Annotated in this window: 7 protein-coding genes and 6 rRNA genes; 2 read left to right on the forward strand and 11 right to left on the reverse strand. The window is 61.4% G+C overall.

What is annotated here, in order from left to right; translation table 11 throughout:
* Window positions 1-2 precede the first annotated feature (2 nt).
* A complete protein-coding gene (locus JIW86_RS19785; RefSeq protein WP_257555194.1) occupies window positions 3-1,499 on the forward strand; it encodes a type IV secretory system conjugative DNA transfer family protein in 1,497 nt (498 codons plus the stop codon).
* Between the two features lie 12 nt (window positions 1,500-1,511).
* Here the strand turns inward: JIW86_RS19785 and JIW86_RS19790 are convergent, their stop codons facing one another.
* The 11 genes from JIW86_RS19790 to JIW86_RS19840 all read right to left on the reverse strand — a co-directional run bounded on the left by JIW86_RS19790 (window position 1,512) and on the right by JIW86_RS19840 (window position 15,590).
* On the reverse strand, window positions 1,512-2,075 hold the full coding sequence (locus JIW86_RS19790; protein WP_257555196.1) for a GNAT family N-acetyltransferase: 564 nt from the start codon (window positions 2,073-2,075) through the stop codon (window positions 1,512-1,514).
* A gap of 110 nt (window positions 2,076-2,185) precedes the next feature.
* A 5S ribosomal RNA gene (rrf, locus tag JIW86_RS19795) occupies window positions 2,186-2,302 on the reverse strand.
* A gap of 76 nt (window positions 2,303-2,378) precedes the next feature.
* Window positions 2,379-5,501 (reverse strand): 23S ribosomal RNA (locus JIW86_RS19800).
* A gap of 283 nt (window positions 5,502-5,784) precedes the next feature.
* Window positions 5,785-7,309, reverse strand: a 16S ribosomal RNA gene (locus tag JIW86_RS19805).
* Together the 16S, 23S and 5S rRNA genes form the textbook arrangement of a ribosomal RNA operon.
* A gap of 520 nt (window positions 7,310-7,829) precedes the next feature.
* On the reverse strand, window positions 7,830-8,363 hold the full coding sequence (locus JIW86_RS19810; protein ID WP_257555197.1) for an IS110 family transposase: 534 nt from the start codon (window positions 8,361-8,363) through the stop codon (window positions 7,830-7,832).
* A gap of 242 nt (window positions 8,364-8,605) precedes the next feature.
* Window positions 8,606-8,875 (reverse strand): hypothetical protein, encoded by a 270-nt coding sequence (locus JIW86_RS19815; RefSeq protein WP_257555198.1) that lies wholly within the window; start codon window positions 8,873-8,875, stop codon window positions 8,606-8,608.
* A gap of 17 nt (window positions 8,876-8,892) precedes the next feature.
* Entirely contained in the window at window positions 8,893-9,249 is a 357-nt protein-coding gene (locus tag JIW86_RS19820; RefSeq protein ID WP_257555200.1) for a hypothetical protein, read from the reverse strand.
* 119 nt (window positions 9,250-9,368) lie between these two features.
* Window positions 9,369-9,485: ribosomal RNA gene (gene rrf / locus JIW86_RS19825) — 5S ribosomal RNA — on the reverse strand.
* Window positions 9,486-9,561: 76 nt separating this feature from the next.
* Window positions 9,562-12,684 (reverse strand): 23S ribosomal RNA (locus JIW86_RS19830).
* Window positions 12,685-12,967: 283 nt separating this feature from the next.
* Window positions 12,968-14,492: ribosomal RNA gene (locus JIW86_RS19835) — 16S ribosomal RNA — on the reverse strand.
* Between the two features lie 561 nt (window positions 14,493-15,053).
* On the reverse strand, window positions 15,054-15,590 hold the full coding sequence (locus JIW86_RS19840) for a MarR family winged helix-turn-helix transcriptional regulator (RefSeq protein ID WP_069921218.1): 537 nt from the start codon (window positions 15,588-15,590) through the stop codon (window positions 15,054-15,056).
* 133 nt (window positions 15,591-15,723) lie between these two features.
* Between JIW86_RS19840 and JIW86_RS19845 the strand changes: the two genes are divergently transcribed.
* Complete coding sequence (locus JIW86_RS19845) at window positions 15,724-17,037, forward strand: MFS transporter (RefSeq protein WP_215146368.1); 1,314 nt, start codon at window positions 15,724-15,726, stop codon at window positions 17,035-17,037.
* The last annotated feature ends 37 nt before the right edge of the window (window positions 17,038-17,074 follow it).

Genomic DNA, 17,074 nt, shown 5'->3' on the forward strand with positions numbered 1-17,074 from the left:
CCATGCCCGACGCCCGACGTACGGAGCCCCCTGCCCGCGCCGGGGGCATCCCGGACGGCCTGCTGATCGGCCTGCTGGCCTTCCTCCTCGGCCTCGCCGTCCTGGTCTGGTCGGCCACCGGCCTCGCCGCCCTCTTCGCCAAGGGCGCCTGGCCGCAGACCGTCACCTTCACCCGCACCCCGGAGGCCGTCCGCGCCCTGATAGCGCAACCGCACGACGTCCCGGGCGCCTGGCCCGACACCGACCCCGCGGCCCTCTCCGGCTGGGGCCTGTTCTGGGGCCTGTTCCTCAGCCAGCTCCTGGTGCTGTTCGTCCTCACCGTCTTCGCCATCGGCGTGATCGCCCGCACCAAATCGCGGCGCGCCCTGGCCAGACAGACCGCCGCGCAGAACCCCGTACCGTACGAGGCCCCGCGCCCGGCACCGGCACAGGAGCCCCGGCCCCACGTCCCCGCTCCTGCGACGGCACCCGAACCGGCCACCGCCCAGCTCTCCGCGTCCCCGGCCGTGATGGCCGGGCCACCGGCGGACGAGGCCTACCGCCCCGGCTTCGGCTACGCCCCGGCGCCCTCGGCCCTCACCAGACCGCCGCACCGCATCGCCTACGAGGGCCCCGCCGAACGCCACCGGCTCGCAGCGCAGAGCATCGCCGCGGCCGAGGGCGCGACGCTGATCGTGACCTCCTCCCCCACCCTCTGGGCCGAGACCAAGGACGCCCGCGCCAAACTCGGCCCGGTCCTCCTCTACGACCCCTCGCACCTGTGCGACACCCCGGCCCGCATGCACTGGAACCCCGCCGAGGGCTGCGCCGACCGCGACACCGCCGCCGCCCGCGCGATCGCCCTGCTGGCCCCCGTACGCCCCCAGGCCCGCCTGGACGCCGCGGTCGCCGACACCGCGGAAACGCTCCTGCGCAGCTGGCTCCAGGCGGCCGCCCTCGAGGACCGCCCCTTCAAGCAGCTCCACCGCTGGACCCAGGGCAACAGCGCCCAGGACCCGGTCCGCATCCTGCGCACGCACCCCCAGGCGGCCCCCGGCGCCGCCGGCGAGCTGGAGAGCGCCCTCACCGCCCACCCCGAACGCCGGGAACTGGCCCAGAACCTGACGGCCCGGGCCCTCTCCTGCCTGACCTCGATCCACATCCGCGAGGCCTGCAATCCGAACCGAACGGATTCGCTCACACTGGCTTCGTTCCTGAACGAAGGGGGCAGCCTCTACGTGGTGGGTGAACCCCTGGAAGATCCCCGCACCCACCCGGGTGCGATGCCCTTGCTGACGGCACTCGCCTCTGACGTGGTCGAGCACGGCCGCCGCATGGCCGCACGGTCATCCCACGGTCGGCTCGACCCACCACTTTCCCTCATCCTGGACGACGTGGCGGCGGTGGCCCCGATCCCCCAGCTCCCGGAGCTCCTGACCGACGAGACGCTCCCCCTCCTCGCCCTGTGCCGCAGCCGCGAACAGGCCCGCTCCCGCTGGCCCGACGCCGACCTGGCCTAGCCCTGTCCGGGCCTAGGCGGTCGCCGGCCTCGGGAACGCGTACTCCAGCTCCTTGGCGGACGGTTCGGCCGACACGAGCACGACCGTGCCCGTCGCCTCGAACCCGAACCGCCGATAGAACGCCTCGGCCCGCGCGTTGTCCTCGTGCACGAAGAGCCGTACGCGCTCCAGCCCCGGCTCCTCCAACGACCAGGCCCACTCCAGCGCGGCCTCGAAGAGCCCTTCGGTCAGCCCGCTCCCCCGCTGCCCGGGCCGTACGAACACACCGACCAGATGCCCCTGAGCCTGCTCGATGACCCGGTCGAAAATATCGGTGGTTCCGCTCTCCTCGACCAGCACCGTCACCGACCCGGCCCACTCACCCCCGGGCCTCTCGGCGACGAACTGCCGCGCCGCCCGCCCGTGCGAAGCCCCCTCGGCACGTGCCTGCCAGAATTCGTCGGGCCTGCTCTCGGCCTGCTCCACGGTCTCCAGGAACGCCACGGGAGCCGCCGGGTCATTGAGCGCGGCAATCCGCAGCTCCTTGACCTTCTCCCACTCGTCACCACGCACCGGACGTATCACGTACTGATTCATGGTCAGAGATCCTAACCCCCGACGGAACCCCCGATGGATTCTGGTGGTGAACGCAGAAAAGCCCCGCACCGAACCCGTAAGGGTTTGGTGCGGGGCTTCCCGCAATGATTGTTCGGCGGCGTCCTACTCTCCCACAGGGTCCCCCCTGCAGTACCATCGGCGCTGAAAGGCTTAGCTTCCGGGTTCGGAATGTAACCGGGCGTTTCCCTAACGCTATGACCACCGAAACACTATGAAATTTGAACGCTGGCATGGACACAGCTGTTCGTTATTTCAGAACTAACACAGTGGACGCGAGCAACTGAGGACAAGCCCTCGGCCTATTAGTACCAGTCAGCTTCACCCGTTACCGGGCTTCCACATCTGGCCTATCAACCCAGTCGTCTACTGGGAGCCTTACCCTCTCAAGGAGGTGGGAATACTCATCTTGAAGCAGGCTTCCCGCTTAGATGCTTTCAGCGGTTATCCCTCCCGAACGTAGCCAACCAGCCATGCCCTTGGCAGGACAACTGGCACACCAGAGGTTCGTCCGTCCCGGTCCTCTCGTACTAGGGACAGCCCTTCTCAATATTCCTACGCGCACAGCGGATAGGGACCGAACTGTCTCACGACGTTCTAAACCCAGCTCGCGTACCGCTTTAATGGGCGAACAGCCCAACCCTTGGGACCGACTCCAGCCCCAGGATGCGACGAGCCGACATCGAGGTGCCAAACCATCCCGTCGATATGGACTCTTGGGGAAGATCAGCCTGTTATCCCCGGGGTACCTTTTATCCGTTGAGCGACGGCGCTTCCACAAGCCACCGCCGGATCACTAGTCCCGACTTTCGTCCCTGCTCGACCCGTCGGTCTCACAGTCAAGCTCCCTTGTGCACTTACACTCAACACCTGATTGCCAACCAGGCTGAGGGAACCTTTGGGCGCCTCCGTTACCCTTTGGGAGGCAACCGCCCCAGTTAAACTACCCATCAGACACTGTCCCTGATCCGGATCACGGACCGAGGTTAGACATCCAGCACGACCAGAGTGGTATTTCAACGGCGACTCCACCCCAACTGACGTTGGGGTTTCAAAGTCTCCCACCTATCCTACACAAGCCGAACCGAACACCAATATCAAACTATAGTAAAGGTCCCGGGGTCTTTCCGTCCTGCTGCGCGAAACGAGCATCTTTACTCGTAGTGCAATTTCACCGGGCCTATGGTTGAGACAGTCGAGAAGTCGTTACGCCATTCGTGCAGGTCGGAACTTACCCGACAAGGAATTTCGCTACCTTAGGATGGTTATAGTTACCACCGCCGTTTACTGGCGCTTAAGTTCTCAGCTTCGCACGCCCGAAAGCGCACTAACCGGTCCCCTTAACGTTCCAGCACCGGGCAGGCGTCAGTCCGTATACATCGCCTTACGGCTTCGCACGGACCTGTGTTTTTAGTAAACAGTCGCTTCTCGCTGGTCTCTGCGGCCACCCCCAGCTCAGGAAGCAAGTTCCCTCACCAGTGATGGCCCCCCTTCTCCCGAAGTTACGGGGGCATTTTGCCGAGTTCCTTAACCATAGTTCACCCGAACGCCTCGGTATTCTCTACCTGACCACCTGAGTCGGTTTAGGGTACGGGCCGCCATGAAACTCGCTAGAGGCTTTTCTCGACAGCATAGGATCATCCACTTCACCACAATCGGCTCGGCATCAGGTCTCAGCCTTAATGAGGGACGGATTTGCCTACCCCTCGGCCTACACCCTTACCCCGGGACTACCACCGCCCGGGCTGGACTACCTTCCTGCGTCACCCCATCGCTTACCTACTACAAGTCTGGTTCGTCGGCTCCACCACTTTCCTTTCCCCGAAGGGTCCGGAACGGCTTCACGGACTTAGCATCGCCTGATTCGATATTGGGCGTTTCAAAGCGGGTACCGGAATATCAACCGGTTGTCCATCGACTACGCCTGTCGGCCTCGCCTTAGGTCCCGACTTACCCTGGGCAGATCAGCTTGACCCAGGAACCCTTAGTCAATCGGCGCACACGTTTCTCACGTGTGTATCGCTACTCATGCCTGCATTCTCACTCGTGAACCGTCCACAACTAGCTTCCGCTGCTGCTTCACCCGGCACACGACGCTCCCCTACCCATCACAGCGGGCGTTGGCCCTATTGCTGCAATGACACGACTTCGGCGGTACGCTTGAGCCCCGCTACATTGTCGGCGCGGAATCACTTGACCAGTGAGCTATTACGCACTCTTTCAAGGGTGGCTGCTTCTAAGCCAACCTCCTGGTTGTCTCTGCGACTCCACATCCTTTCCCACTTAGCGTACGCTTAGGGGCCTTAGTCGATGCTCTGGGCTGTTTCCCTCTCGACCATGGAGCTTATCCCCCACAGTCTCACTGCCGTGCTCTCACTTACCGGCATTCGGAGTTTGGCTAAGGTCAGTAACCCGGTAGGGCCCATCGCCTATCCAGTGCTCTACCTCCGGCAAGAAACACACGACGCTGCACCTAAATGCATTTCGGGGAGAACCAGCTATCACGGAGTTTGATTGGCCTTTCACCCCTAACCACAGGTCATCCCCCAGGTTTTCAACCCTGGTGGGTTCGGTCCTCCACGAAGTCTTACCTCCGCTTCAACCTGCCCATGGCTAGATCACTCCGCTTCGGGTCTAGAGCGTGCAACTCAATCGCCCTATTCGGACTCGCTTTCGCTACGGCTTCCCCACACGGGTTAACCTCGCTACACACCGCTAACTCGCAGGCTCATTCTTCAAAAGGCACGCAGTCACGACCGTTGTTCCGAAGAACAACGGCGACGCTCCCACGGCTTGTAGGCACACGGTTTCAGGTACTATTTCACTCCGCTCCCGCGGTACTTTTCACCATTCCCTCACGGTACTATCCGCTATCGGTCACCAGGGAATATTTAGGCTTAGCGGGTGGTCCCGCCAGATTCACACGGGATTTCTCGGGCCCCGTGCTACTTGGGAGATTCTTAAGCAAGCCGCTGATGTTTCGTCTACGGGGGTCTTACCCTCTACGCCGGACCTTTCGCATGTCCTTCGACTACATCAACGGTTTCTGACTCGCCGACCGGCCGGCAGACCGATCAAAAGAATTCCCACAACCCCGCATGCGCAACCCCTGCCGGGTATCACACGCATACGGTTTGGCCTCATCCGGTTTCGCTCGCCACTACTCCCGGAATCACGGTTGTTTTCTCTTCCTGCGGGTACTGAGATGTTTCACTTCCCCGCGTTCCCTCCACATGCCCTATGTGTTCAGGCATGGGTGACAGCCCATGACGACTGCCGGGTTTCCCCATTCGGACACCCCCGGATCAAAGCTCAGTTGGCAGCTCCCCGGGGCCTATCGCGGCCTCTCACGTCCTTCATCGGTTCCTGGTGCCAAGGCATCCACCGTGCGCCCTTAAAAACTTGGCCACAGATGCTCGCGTCCACTGTGTAGTTCTCAAACAACGACCAGCCACCCATCACCCCACCAGACAAGCTAGTGAGTTCACTGGGGCCGGCACTGAAGACATGACCTCACGGCCGTACCTTCAGGACCCAACAACGTGCCAGACACGATCCCGTCCACTGTCACTGTTTTCCACGCCGAAGCAGTACTCACAGGAAGTTTCAGAAACCGTGCCAAATAATCAACGTTCCACCCATGAGCTGACCGTGCAGAACATTTGTCTGCAATCGGTACTGTGCTCCTTAGAAAGGAGGTGATCCAGCCGCACCTTCCGGTACGGCTACCTTGTTACGACTTCGTCCCAATCGCCAGTCCCACCTTCGACAGCTCCCTCCCTTACGGGTTGGGCCACCGGCTTCGGGTGTTACCGACTTTCGTGACGTGACGGGCGGTGTGTACAAGGCCCGGGAACGTATTCACCGCAGCAATGCTGATCTGCGATTACTAGCGACTCCGACTTCATGGGGTCGAGTTGCAGACCCCAATCCGAACTGAGACCGGCTTTTTGAGATTCGCTCCACCTCACGGTATCGCAGCTCATTGTACCGGCCATTGTAGCACGTGTGCAGCCCAAGACATAAGGGGCATGATGACTTGACGTCGTCCCCACCTTCCTCCGAGTTGACCCCGGCGGTCTCCTGTGAGTCCCCATCACCCCGAAGGGCATGCTGGCAACACAGGACAAGGGTTGCGCTCGTTGCGGGACTTAACCCAACATCTCACGACACGAGCTGACGACAGCCATGCACCACCTGTATACCGACCACAAGGGGGGCACTATCTCTAATGCTTTCCGGTATATGTCAAGCCTTGGTAAGGTTCTTCGCGTTGCGTCGAATTAAGCCACATGCTCCGCCGCTTGTGCGGGCCCCCGTCAATTCCTTTGAGTTTTAGCCTTGCGGCCGTACTCCCCAGGCGGGGAACTTAATGCGTTAGCTGCGGCACCGACGACGTGGAATGTCGCCAACACCTAGTTCCCAACGTTTACGGCGTGGACTACCAGGGTATCTAATCCTGTTCGCTCCCCACGCTTTCGCTCCTCAGCGTCAGTAATGGCCCAGAGATCCGCCTTCGCCACCGGTGTTCCTCCTGATATCTGCGCATTTCACCGCTACACCAGGAATTCCGATCTCCCCTACCACACTCTAGCTAGCCCGTATCGAATGCAGACCCGAGGTTAAGCCTCGGGCTTTCACATCCGACGTGACAAGCCGCCTACGAGCTCTTTACGCCCAATAATTCCGGACAACGCTTGCGCCCTACGTATTACCGCGGCTGCTGGCACGTAGTTAGCCGGCGCTTCTTCTGCAGGTACCGTCACTTTCGCTTCTTCCCTGCTGAAAGAGGTTTACAACCCGAAGGCCGTCATCCCTCACGCGGCGTCGCTGCATCAGGCTTTCGCCCATTGTGCAATATTCCCCACTGCTGCCTCCCGTAGGAGTCTGGGCCGTGTCTCAGTCCCAGTGTGGCCGGTCGCCCTCTCAGGCCGGCTACCCGTCGTCGCCTTGGTGGGCCATTACCCCACCAACAAGCTGATAGGCCGCGGGCTCATCCTTCACCGCCGGAGCTTTCAACCCCTGCCCATGCAGGCAGGAGTGGTATCCGGTATTAGACCCCGTTTCCAGGGCTTGTCCCAGAGTGAAGGGCAGATTGCCCACGTGTTACTCACCCGTTCGCCACTAATCCACCCCGAAGGGCTTCATCGTTCGACTTGCATGTGTTAAGCACGCCGCCAGCGTTCGTCCTGAGCCAGGATCAAACTCTCCATGAATGTTTACCCGTAATCGGGTGCACACATCACGTAGAGCGGGCCAGTCATGGTCGGAATAAGACCGACTGACCACTGCGTCCTCGCTGTGTAATTGCCTGCAAGCACTCCACAAGGAAGCCTCACAGGTCTTTTTCAAAGGAACCTCATCCACCGAAGTGGACGGGGTATCAACTTTTGGCGTTGATTTTTGGCACGCTGTTGAGTTCTCAAGGAACGGACGCTTCCTTTGTACTCACCCTCTCGGGCTTTCCTCCGGGCTTTCGTTCTGTGTTCTTGCGTTTCCGACTCTATCAGACTCTTTCGGGCCCGATTTCCTCGGTGCTTTCCAGGTCCTGCGCTTTCGCGCTTTCCCTTTCCGGCGATTCCGACTCTATCAGAAGATTTCCACCGGATTTACCGGCTTCGATTCCCGAATGAAGAGTCGAGTCCCCGCGCCGAATTGCATTCCTTGCGGGGTGGTGCTGCCGAGCGTGTCCAGCTCCAGGCAACTGCTCAACCCTACAACCCTGCCCAGGAGGTGTCAAAACCGGGCCGGGCCACCGGTCGGCAAGGTCGAGTGGTCCATCGTGTGTGTCGCCTCGACGAGCATGCGGGGAGCCACCAGTACGCCGCCGGCACCCGAGAAGGGGCCCTGGACCGGTGAGGCACTCCCGGCAGACGGTGGCCGAAGAGATGTCGAAGAGCGGGGCCACGATGCGGGCGACGCCGTGACCGGCGGTTCGGTGTACCCGCTCTTCTTCCCCGAGTCGTGCGGCACCGGCGCGAGCCCGGCGAAGGCGGTCGGCCGGTCCGCGGTCCTGAAGAAGGTGAGGTCGCTGCCGACCTCTGCGAGGAAGTCGGCTTCGACTGCCGTCGTCGCGCGCTCCTCTGAGCTGCGGACGCCTCGGGCACGGAGCCAGCGGGTCAGCCGAGCGGTGCCCATGCGACGGATCGCGGCCGGGCTCTGGTAGCCGTCGAGGAGGACAAGTGGGCCGGTGCCGGTGAGAACGAGAGCGCGTTCCGGGGCGGGGAACATCGCACCCGGCATCCGGCTCCGTACTCTCGCCGAGGTCATCGACCACCTTGGAGCCATCGGCAGACCTGGATCACCGACGGCACCGAGATCCGGGTCCGCAGGCCCCGCGCCGGCCGCAAGGACCGGGGGAGGTTCATCTCCGGCAAGGACAAGCAGAACGCAGAACGCCGTCAGAGCCGTGGTCGTCATGGACAGCGCCGCAGGCTCCGTTCTGCAGTCCAGCCCAGCCTGCGAGCGGGGCCGGCACGGCATCGCGCATCTCAAGAACTGGCAAGCCTCGGTCAGAGGTTGACCCGCTTCAGGTACACGCGGCTGCGGTGCGGGATGGTCTGGTACCAGACCATCAGGTGCTCGTCCTCGTATGTACGCAGCCTCATGGGATTGGGGTCCTCGTAGAGGCTGCCGTCCTTGGGGTCGATCGACATCGCCGCCAGGTCGACCAGGCCGTCCATGACGGCGCCGACGAGGTTCTGCTGTTCCGCCGGCATGTCGCCGAGTACCCACAGCCGGCTGGGGTCGCACTCCCATGCCCAGCCGGTGTCGTTCTCCACGCCTTCGCCCCGCGGAGTCACTGGCCGATCTCGCGCTGGGCCTCGGCCAGGATGCGGCTGCTGGTCTCCATCGCGGCCCGGAACTCCTCTTCCGTGGCCGCCGGATCTCCCGCGACACGTTCCGCCTCGTGCAGCGCGGCCACGCGGGCCGGCCAGCGGTGGATCGCCACGTGGGTGGCCCACTTGATCAGGAAGAACCGCAGCGGGTTGATGGCGCCGGTCTCGGCGGCGCGGTCGAACGCCTCGTTGCATTCCTTGTCGAGGACGGCCAGGTTGGCCATGTCGATCCGACGCACGGCGTCCCGCAGGGCTTCCCGCGTCATGGCCGGCTGAGGAATGAGCGGCCCGCCGTCTTCCAACTGCTGTGCTGTCATCACGTCCTCCAGGGGAACGCGGCCAGGATACCCAGCCGAACCCGCCGTTCTGGTGGTGAACGCAGAAAAGCCCCGCACCGAACCCGTAAGGGTTTGGTGCGGGGCTTCCCGCAATGATTGTTCGGCGGCGTCCTACTCTCCCACAGGGTCCCCCCTGCAGTACCATCGGCGCTGAAAGGCTTAGCTTCCGGGTTCGGAATGTAACCGGGCGTTTCCCTAACGCTATGACCACCGAAACACTATGAAATTTGAACGCTGGCATGGACACAGCTGTTCGTTATTTCAGAACTAACACAGTGGACGCGAGCAACTGAGGACAAGCCCTCGGCCTATTAGTACCAGTCAGCTTCACCCGTTACCGGGCTTCCACATCTGGCCTATCAACCCAGTCGTCTACTGGGAGCCTTACCCTCTCAAGGAGGTGGGAATACTCATCTTGAAGCAGGCTTCCCGCTTAGATGCTTTCAGCGGTTATCCCTCCCGAACGTAGCCAACCAGCCATGCCCTTGGCAGGACAACTGGCACACCAGAGGTTCGTCCGTCCCGGTCCTCTCGTACTAGGGACAGCCCTTCTCAATATTCCTACGCGCACAGCGGATAGGGACCGAACTGTCTCACGACGTTCTAAACCCAGCTCGCGTACCGCTTTAATGGGCGAACAGCCCAACCCTTGGGACCGACTCCAGCCCCAGGATGCGACGAGCCGACATCGAGGTGCCAAACCATCCCGTCGATATGGACTCTTGGGGAAGATCAGCCTGTTATCCCCGGGGTACCTTTTATCCGTTGAGCGACGGCGCTTCCACAAGCCACCGCCGGATCACTAGTCCCGACTTTCGTCCCTGCTCGACCCGTCGGTCTCACAGTCAAGCTCCCTTGTGCACTTACACTCAACACCTGATTGCCAACCAGGCTGAGGGAACCTTTGGGCGCCTCCGTTACCCTTTGGGAGGCAACCGCCCCAGTTAAACTACCCATCAGACACTGTCCCTGATCCGGATCACGGACCGAGGTTAGACATCCAGCACGACCAGAGTGGTATTTCAACGGCGACTCCACCCCAACTGGCGTTGGGGTTTCAAAGTCTCCCACCTATCCTACACAAGCCGAACCGAACACCAATATCAAACTATAGTAAAGGTCCCGGGGTCTTTCCGTCCTGCTGCGCGAAACGAGCATCTTTACTCGTAGTGCAATTTCACCGGGCCTATGGTTGAGACAGTCGAGAAGTCGTTACGCCATTCGTGCAGGTCGGAACTTACCCGACAAGGAATTTCGCTACCTTAGGATGGTTATAGTTACCACCGCCGTTTACTGGCGCTTAAGTTCTCAGCTTCGCACGCCCGAAAGCGCACTAACCGGTCCCCTTAACGTTCCAGCACCGGGCAGGCGTCAGTCCGTATACATCGCCTTACGGCTTCGCACGGACCTGTGTTTTTAGTAAACAGTCGCTTCTCGCTGGTCTCTGCGGCCACCCCCAGCTCACGGAGTAAATCCGATCACCAGTGATGGCCCCCCTTCTCCCGAAGTTACGGGGGCATTTTGCCGAGTTCCTTAACCATAGTTCACCCGAACGCCTCGGTATTCTCTACCTGACCACCTGAGTCGGTTTAGGGTACGGGCCGCCATGAAACTCGCTAGAGGCTTTTCTCGACAGCATAGGATCATCCACTTCACCACAATCGGCTCGGCATCAGGTCTCAGCCTTAATGAGGGACGGATTTGCCTACCCCTCGGCCTACACCCTTACCCCGGGACTACCACCGCCCGGGCTGGACTACCTTCCTGCGTCACCCCATCGCTTACCTACTACAAGTCTGGTTCGTCGGCTCCACCACTTTCCTTTCCCCGAAGGGTCCGGAACGGCTTCACGGACTTAGCATCGCCTGATTCGATATTGGGCGTTTCAAAGCGGGTACCGGAATATCAACCGGTTGTCCATCGACTACGCCTGTCGGCCTCGCCTTAGGTCCCGACTTACCCTGGGCAGATCAGCTTGACCCAGGAACCCTTAGTCAATCGGCGCACACGTTTCTCACGTGTGTATCGCTACTCATGCCTGCATTCTCACTCGTGAACCGTCCACAACTAGCTTCCGCTGCTGCTTCACCCGGCACACGACGCTCCCCTACCCATCACAGCGGGCGTTGGCCCTATTGCTGCAATGACACGACTTCGGCGGTACGCTTGAGCCCCGCTACATTGTCGGCGCGGAATCACTTGACCAGTGAGCTATTACGCACTCTTTCAAGGGTGGCTGCTTCTAAGCCAACCTCCTGGTTGTCTCTGCGACTCCACATCCTTTCCCACTTAGCGTACGCTTAGGGGCCTTAGTCGATGCTCTGGGCTGTTTCCCTCTCGACCATGGAGCTTATCCCCCACAGTCTCACTGCCGTGCTCTCACTTACCGGCATTCGGAGTTTGGCTAAGGTCAGTAACCCGGTAGGGCCCATCGCCTATCCAGTGCTCTACCTCCGGCAAGAAACACACGACGCTGCACCTAAATGCATTTCGGGGAGAACCAGCTATCACGGAGTTTGATTGGCCTTTCACCCCTAACCACAGGTCATCCCCCAGGTTTTCAACCCTGGTGGGTTCGGTCCTCCACGAAGTCTTACCTCCGCTTCAACCTGCCCATGGCTAGATCACTCCGCTTCGGGTCTAGAGCGTGCAACTCAATCGCCCTATTCGGACTCGCTTTCGCTACGGCTTCCCCACACGGGTTAACCTCGCTACACACCGCTAACTCGCAGGCTCATTCTTCAAAAGGCACGCAGTCACGACCGTTGTTCCGAAGAACAACGGCGACGCTCCCACGGCTTGTAGGCACACGGTTTCAGGTACTATTTCACTCCGCTCCCGCGGTACTTTTCACCATTCCCTCACGGTACTATCCGCTATCGGTCACCAGGGAATATTTAGGCTTAGCGGGTGGTCCCGCCAGATTCACACGGGATTTCTCGGGCCCCGTGCTACTTGGGAGATTCTTAAGCAAGCCGCTGATGTTTCGTCTACGGGGGTCTTACCCTCTACGCCGGACCTTTCGCATGTCCTTCGACTACATCAACGGTTTCTGACTCGCCGACCGGCCGGCAGACCGATCAAAAGAATTCCCACAACCCCGCATGCGCAACCCCTGCCGGGTATCACACGCATACGGTTTGGCCTCATCCGGTTTCGCTCGCCACTACTCCCGGAATCACGGTTGTTTTCTCTTCCTGCGGGTACTGAGATGTTTCACTTCCCCGCGTTCCCTCCACATGCCCTATGTGTTCAGGCATGGGTGACAGCCCATGACGACTGCCGGGTTTCCCCATTCGGACACCCCCGGATCAAAGCTCAGTTGGCAGCTCCCCGGGGCCTATCGCGGCCTCTCACGTCCTTCATCGGTTCCTGGTGCCAAGGCATCCACCGTGCGCCCTTAAAAACTTGGCCACAGATGCTCGCGTCCACTGTGTAGTTCTCAAACAACGACCAGCCACCCATCACCCCACCAGACAAGCTAGTGAGTTCACTGGGGCCGGCACTGAAGACATGACCTCACGGCCGTACCTTCAGGACCCAACAACGTGCCAGACACGATCCCGTCCACTGTCACTGTTTTCCACGCCGAAGCAGTACTCACAGGAAGTTTCAGAAACCGTGCCAAATAATCAACGTTCCACCCATGAGCTGACCGTGCAGAACATTTGTCTGCAATCGGTACTGTGCTCCTTAGAAAGGAGGTGATCCAGCCGCACCTTCCGGTACGGCTACCTTGTTACGACTTCGTCCCAATCGCCAGTCCCACCTTCGACAGCTCCCTCCCTTACGGGTTGGGCCACCGGCTTCGGGTGTTACCGACTTTCGTGACGTGACGGGCGGTGTGTACAAGGCCCGGGAACGTATTCACCGCAGCAATGCTGATCTGCGATTACTAGCGACTCCGACTTCATGGGGTCGAGTTGCAGACCCCAATCCGAACTGAGACCGGCTTTTTGAGATTCGCTCCACCTCACGGTATCGCAGCTCATTGTACCGGCCATTGTAGCACGTGTGCAGCCCAAGACATAAGGGGCATGATGACTTGACGTCGTCCCCACCTTCCTCCGAGTTGACCCCGGCGGTCTCCTGTGAGTCCCCATCACCCCGAAGGGCATGCTGGCAACACAGGACAAGGGTTGCGCTCGTTGCGGGACTTAACCCAACATCTCACGACACGAGCTGACGACAGCCATGCACCACCTGTATACCGACCACAAGGGGGGCACTATCTCTAATGCTTTCCGGTATATGTCAAGCCTTGGTAAGGTTCTTCGCGTTGCGTCGAATTAAGCCACATGCTCCGCCGCTTGTGCGGGCCCCCGTCAATTCCTTTGAGTTTTAGCCTTGCGGCCGTACTCCCCAGGCGGGGAACTTAATGCGTTAGCTGCGGCACCGACGACGTGGAATGTCGCCAACACCTAGTTCCCAACGTTTACGGCGTGGACTACCAGGGTATCTAATCCTGTTCGCTCCCCACGCTTTCGCTCCTCAGCGTCAGTAATGGCCCAGAGATCCGCCTTCGCCACCGGTGTTCCTCCTGATATCTGCGCATTTCACCGCTACACCAGGAATTCCGATCTCCCCTACCACACTCTAGCTAGCCCGTATCGAATGCAGACCCGAGGTTAAGCCTCGGGCTTTCACATCCGACGTGACAAGCCGCCTACGAGCTCTTTACGCCCAATAATTCCGGACAACGCTTGCGCCCTACGTATTACCGCGGCTGCTGGCACGTAGTTAGCCGGCGCTTCTTCTGCAGGTACCGTCACTTTCGCTTCTTCCCTGCTGAAAGAGGTTTACAACCCGAAGGCCGTCATCCCTCACGCGGCGTCGCTGCATCAGGCTTTCGCCCATTGTGCAATATTCCCCACTGCTGCCTCCCGTAGGAGTCTGGGCCGTGTCTCAGTCCCAGTGTGGCCGGTCGCCCTCTCAGGCCGGCTACCCGTCGTCGCCTTGGTGGGCCATTACCCCACCAACAAGCTGATAGGCCGCGGGCTCATCCTTCACCGCCGGAGCTTTCAACCCCTGCCCATGCAGGCAGGAGTGGTATCCGGTATTAGACCCCGTTTCCAGGGCTTGTCCCAGAGTGAAGGGCAGATTGCCCACGTGTTACTCACCCGTTCGCCACTAATCCACCCCGAAGGGCTTCATCGTTCGACTTGCATGTGTTAAGCACGCCGCCAGCGTTCGTCCTGAGCCAGGATCAAACTCTCCATGAATGTTTACCCGTAATCGGGTGCACACATCACGTAGAGCGGGCCAGTCATGGTCGGAATAAGACCGACTGACCACTGCGTCCTCGCTGTGTAATTGCCTGCAAGCACTCCACAAGGAAGCCTCACAGGTCTTTTTCAAAGGAACCTCATCCACCGAAGTGGACGGGGTATCAACTTTTGGCGTTGATTTTTGGCACGCTGTTGAGTTCTCAAGGAACGGACGCTTCCTTTGTACTCACCCTCTCGGGCTTTCCTCCGGGCTTTCGTTCTGTGTTCTTGCGTTTCCGACTCTATCAGACTCTTTCGGGCCTGACCCCCAGTCAGCGGGGTTTGTCTTCCGGGCTGTTGGGCCCTTCCGACTCCCGAACTCTAGTGGATTTCCCCGGCGATTCATAATCGGCCTTCGGAAATGAATTCGGGCATGCCGAATTCGTTCCCGGTGGGGGATCTTGCTGAGTTGGGTGCCGCAACGAGGCGGCGGGAGGTGTTGTCGCCGAAACCTTCCGGCTCTGGGACAACTCGAAGAACCTTACGGACCCGCGAAGGCTGTGTCAACCCCGGTGGTCAGCTGGGTGACTGGAGGTCTTCCACACGGTCCAGCAGCCGGGTGAGCATGTCGCCGAGCACCCCGCGCTCCGCGGTGGAGAGGTCCTGGAGGAGGTCCTCCTCGAAGACCGTGGCCGCGCGCATCGCGTCCAGCCACTTGCTGCGGCCCTCGTCGGTGAGCTCCACGATCACGCGGACCCGGTTGGACTCGTCGCGCTCGCGCGTGACCAGTCCTTCCGCCGTCATGCGGTCGATCCGGTGGGTCATCGCCGCCGGCGTGAGGCCCAGCTGCTTCGCGAGTTCGCTCGGGCCCATCCGGTACGGGGCTCCCGAGATGACGAGGGCCTTGAGGACCTCCCACTCGGCGTTGCTGATGCCCAGGGCCGCGGTCTGGCGTCCGTACGCGACGTTCATACGGCGGTTCAGGCGGCTGAGGGCCGAGACCACCTTCTCGACCTGGGGGTCGAGGTCCTGGAACTCGCGCTGGTAGACGGCGATCTGCTCATCGAGGCTCGGTTCGTGGACGGGCGTAGTGCCGTCGGGGGTGTCACCCATGGATCGAAGTATGGCACGAGCCCGTTGGCATCTAACTCCTTCAATGTGTAGAGTTAAGGATCGAAGTTTAGGTATGAAGTTCTGAAGTCTTCAGTCTTCGGCTCTCAAAGGCAGGTGAGAAGTGACCAGGGTGATGGGCGCTGCGATGCGGCGGATCCAGGCCGGGAACGCGCTGACCGCGTTCGGCATCGGCTTCACGGTTCCGTTCCTCTACATCTATGTGGCGCAGGTGCGAGGTCTGGGTTCCATGGCCGCCACGAGCGCGTTCGTGGCGTTCGCCCTGGGCGCCCTCGTCGCGCTGCCCCTCACCGGCCGGGTCATCGACCGACGCGGTCCCGTACCCGTGGTGATGGGCGCCGCGGTCACCGCCTCGGTGGGCGCGATGTCGCTGGGGCTCTCCACCGGCCTGGTGCCGATCCTGCTGTCCGCCCTGGCGCTCGGCGCCGGGCAGGCCGTGATGCAGCCGGCTCTCGCCACGATGATCGTGTGGTGCTCCACCCCGTCCACCCGGACGCGTGCCTTCGCCCTCCAGTTCTTCATGCAGAACCTGGGTCTCGGCATCGGCGGGCTCATCGGCGGGCAGATCGTCGACGAGACCCGGCCCGGCAGCTTCACCCTGCTGTTCGGCATCGAGGCCGTGATGTTCCTCGTGCTGGCCGGCGTCATCCTCACCGTGAAGATGCCGCACGCGCCGGTCATCAAGGACGCCACGCCGAAGGACCCGGCGCAGGCGGGCGGCAGTGCCTGGAAGCGGTTGCTCCAGCACCAGGCCATGGTCAAGCTGCTCGTGCTCGGCTTCGTGATCTTCTTCGCCTGCTACGGGCAGTTCGAGTCGGGTCTGGCCGCCTTCGGTACCGAGGCCGCCGGGATCTCCCCCTCCACCCTCGGCTTCGCGCTGGCCGCCAACACCGGTGCGATCGTCGTCGCTCAGTTCGTGGTACTCCGGCTCGTCGAGAAGCGGCGTCGGTCCCGGGTGATCGCGCTGGTCGGGCTGATCTGGACCGTGGCGTGGGTCATCGCCGGGTTCTCGGGGCTGGGGCACGGCAGCGCCATGATGGCCGCCGCCGCGTTCATCACCACGTACGCGCTCTTCGGCATCGGCGAGGCCATGCTGTCGCCGACGCTGGCGCCGCTGGTGGCGGATCTGGCTCCGGAGGGCTCCGTGGGCCAGTACAACTCCGCCTTCGCGCTGGTCAAGCAGATGGCGCTGGCGCTGGGGCCGCTCGGTGTGCCGCTCGGTGCGGGGGTTCCGATGCTCTACATCGGGATCTTCATCGCCGTTTCGCTCGGGATCGCCTGGCTGGCGCTGCGGCTCGGCAAGCAGCTGACGCCGGCGCAGGACAACCCGTCGCTGTCCAGGGTCGTGGCGCAGGGTGGTCCGGCGGCTCCGGCCGGTCCGGAGGGCCCGGCCGTCGTGGCCAAGGCCGCTGACCCCGTGCACGCGTAAGCGCCCGTACCCGCAGAAGAAGGCGGAAGGCCCCGGT

The organism is Streptomyces sp. NBC_00162 (genome assembly GCF_024611995.1).
In the GTDB taxonomy this organism is placed as follows: Bacteria; Actinomycetota; Actinomycetes; order Streptomycetales; family Streptomycetaceae; genus Streptomyces.

Excerpts from the sequence above, each read along its gene's own strand:
- JIW86_RS19785 (WP_257555194.1), top strand. The coding sequence starts at position 3 with ATGCCCGACGCCCGACGTACGGAGCCCCCTGCCCGCGCCGGGGGCATC.
- JIW86_RS19790 (WP_257555196.1), bottom strand. The coding sequence starts at position 2,075 with ATGAATCAGTACGTGATACGTCCGGTGCGTGGTGACGAGTGGGAGAAG.
- JIW86_RS19810 (WP_257555197.1), bottom strand. The coding sequence starts at position 8,363 with ATGACCTCGGCGAGAGTACGGAGCCGGATGCCGGGTGCGATGTTCCCC.
- JIW86_RS19820 (WP_257555200.1), bottom strand. The coding sequence starts at position 9,249 with ATGACAGCACAGCAGTTGGAAGACGGCGGGCCGCTCATTCCTCAGCCG.
- JIW86_RS19840 (WP_069921218.1), bottom strand. The coding sequence starts at position 15,590 with ATGGGTGACACCCCCGACGGCACTACGCCCGTCCACGAACCGAGCCTC.
- JIW86_RS19845 (WP_215146368.1), top strand. The coding sequence starts at position 15,724 with ATGGGCGCTGCGATGCGGCGGATCCAGGCCGGGAACGCGCTGACCGCG.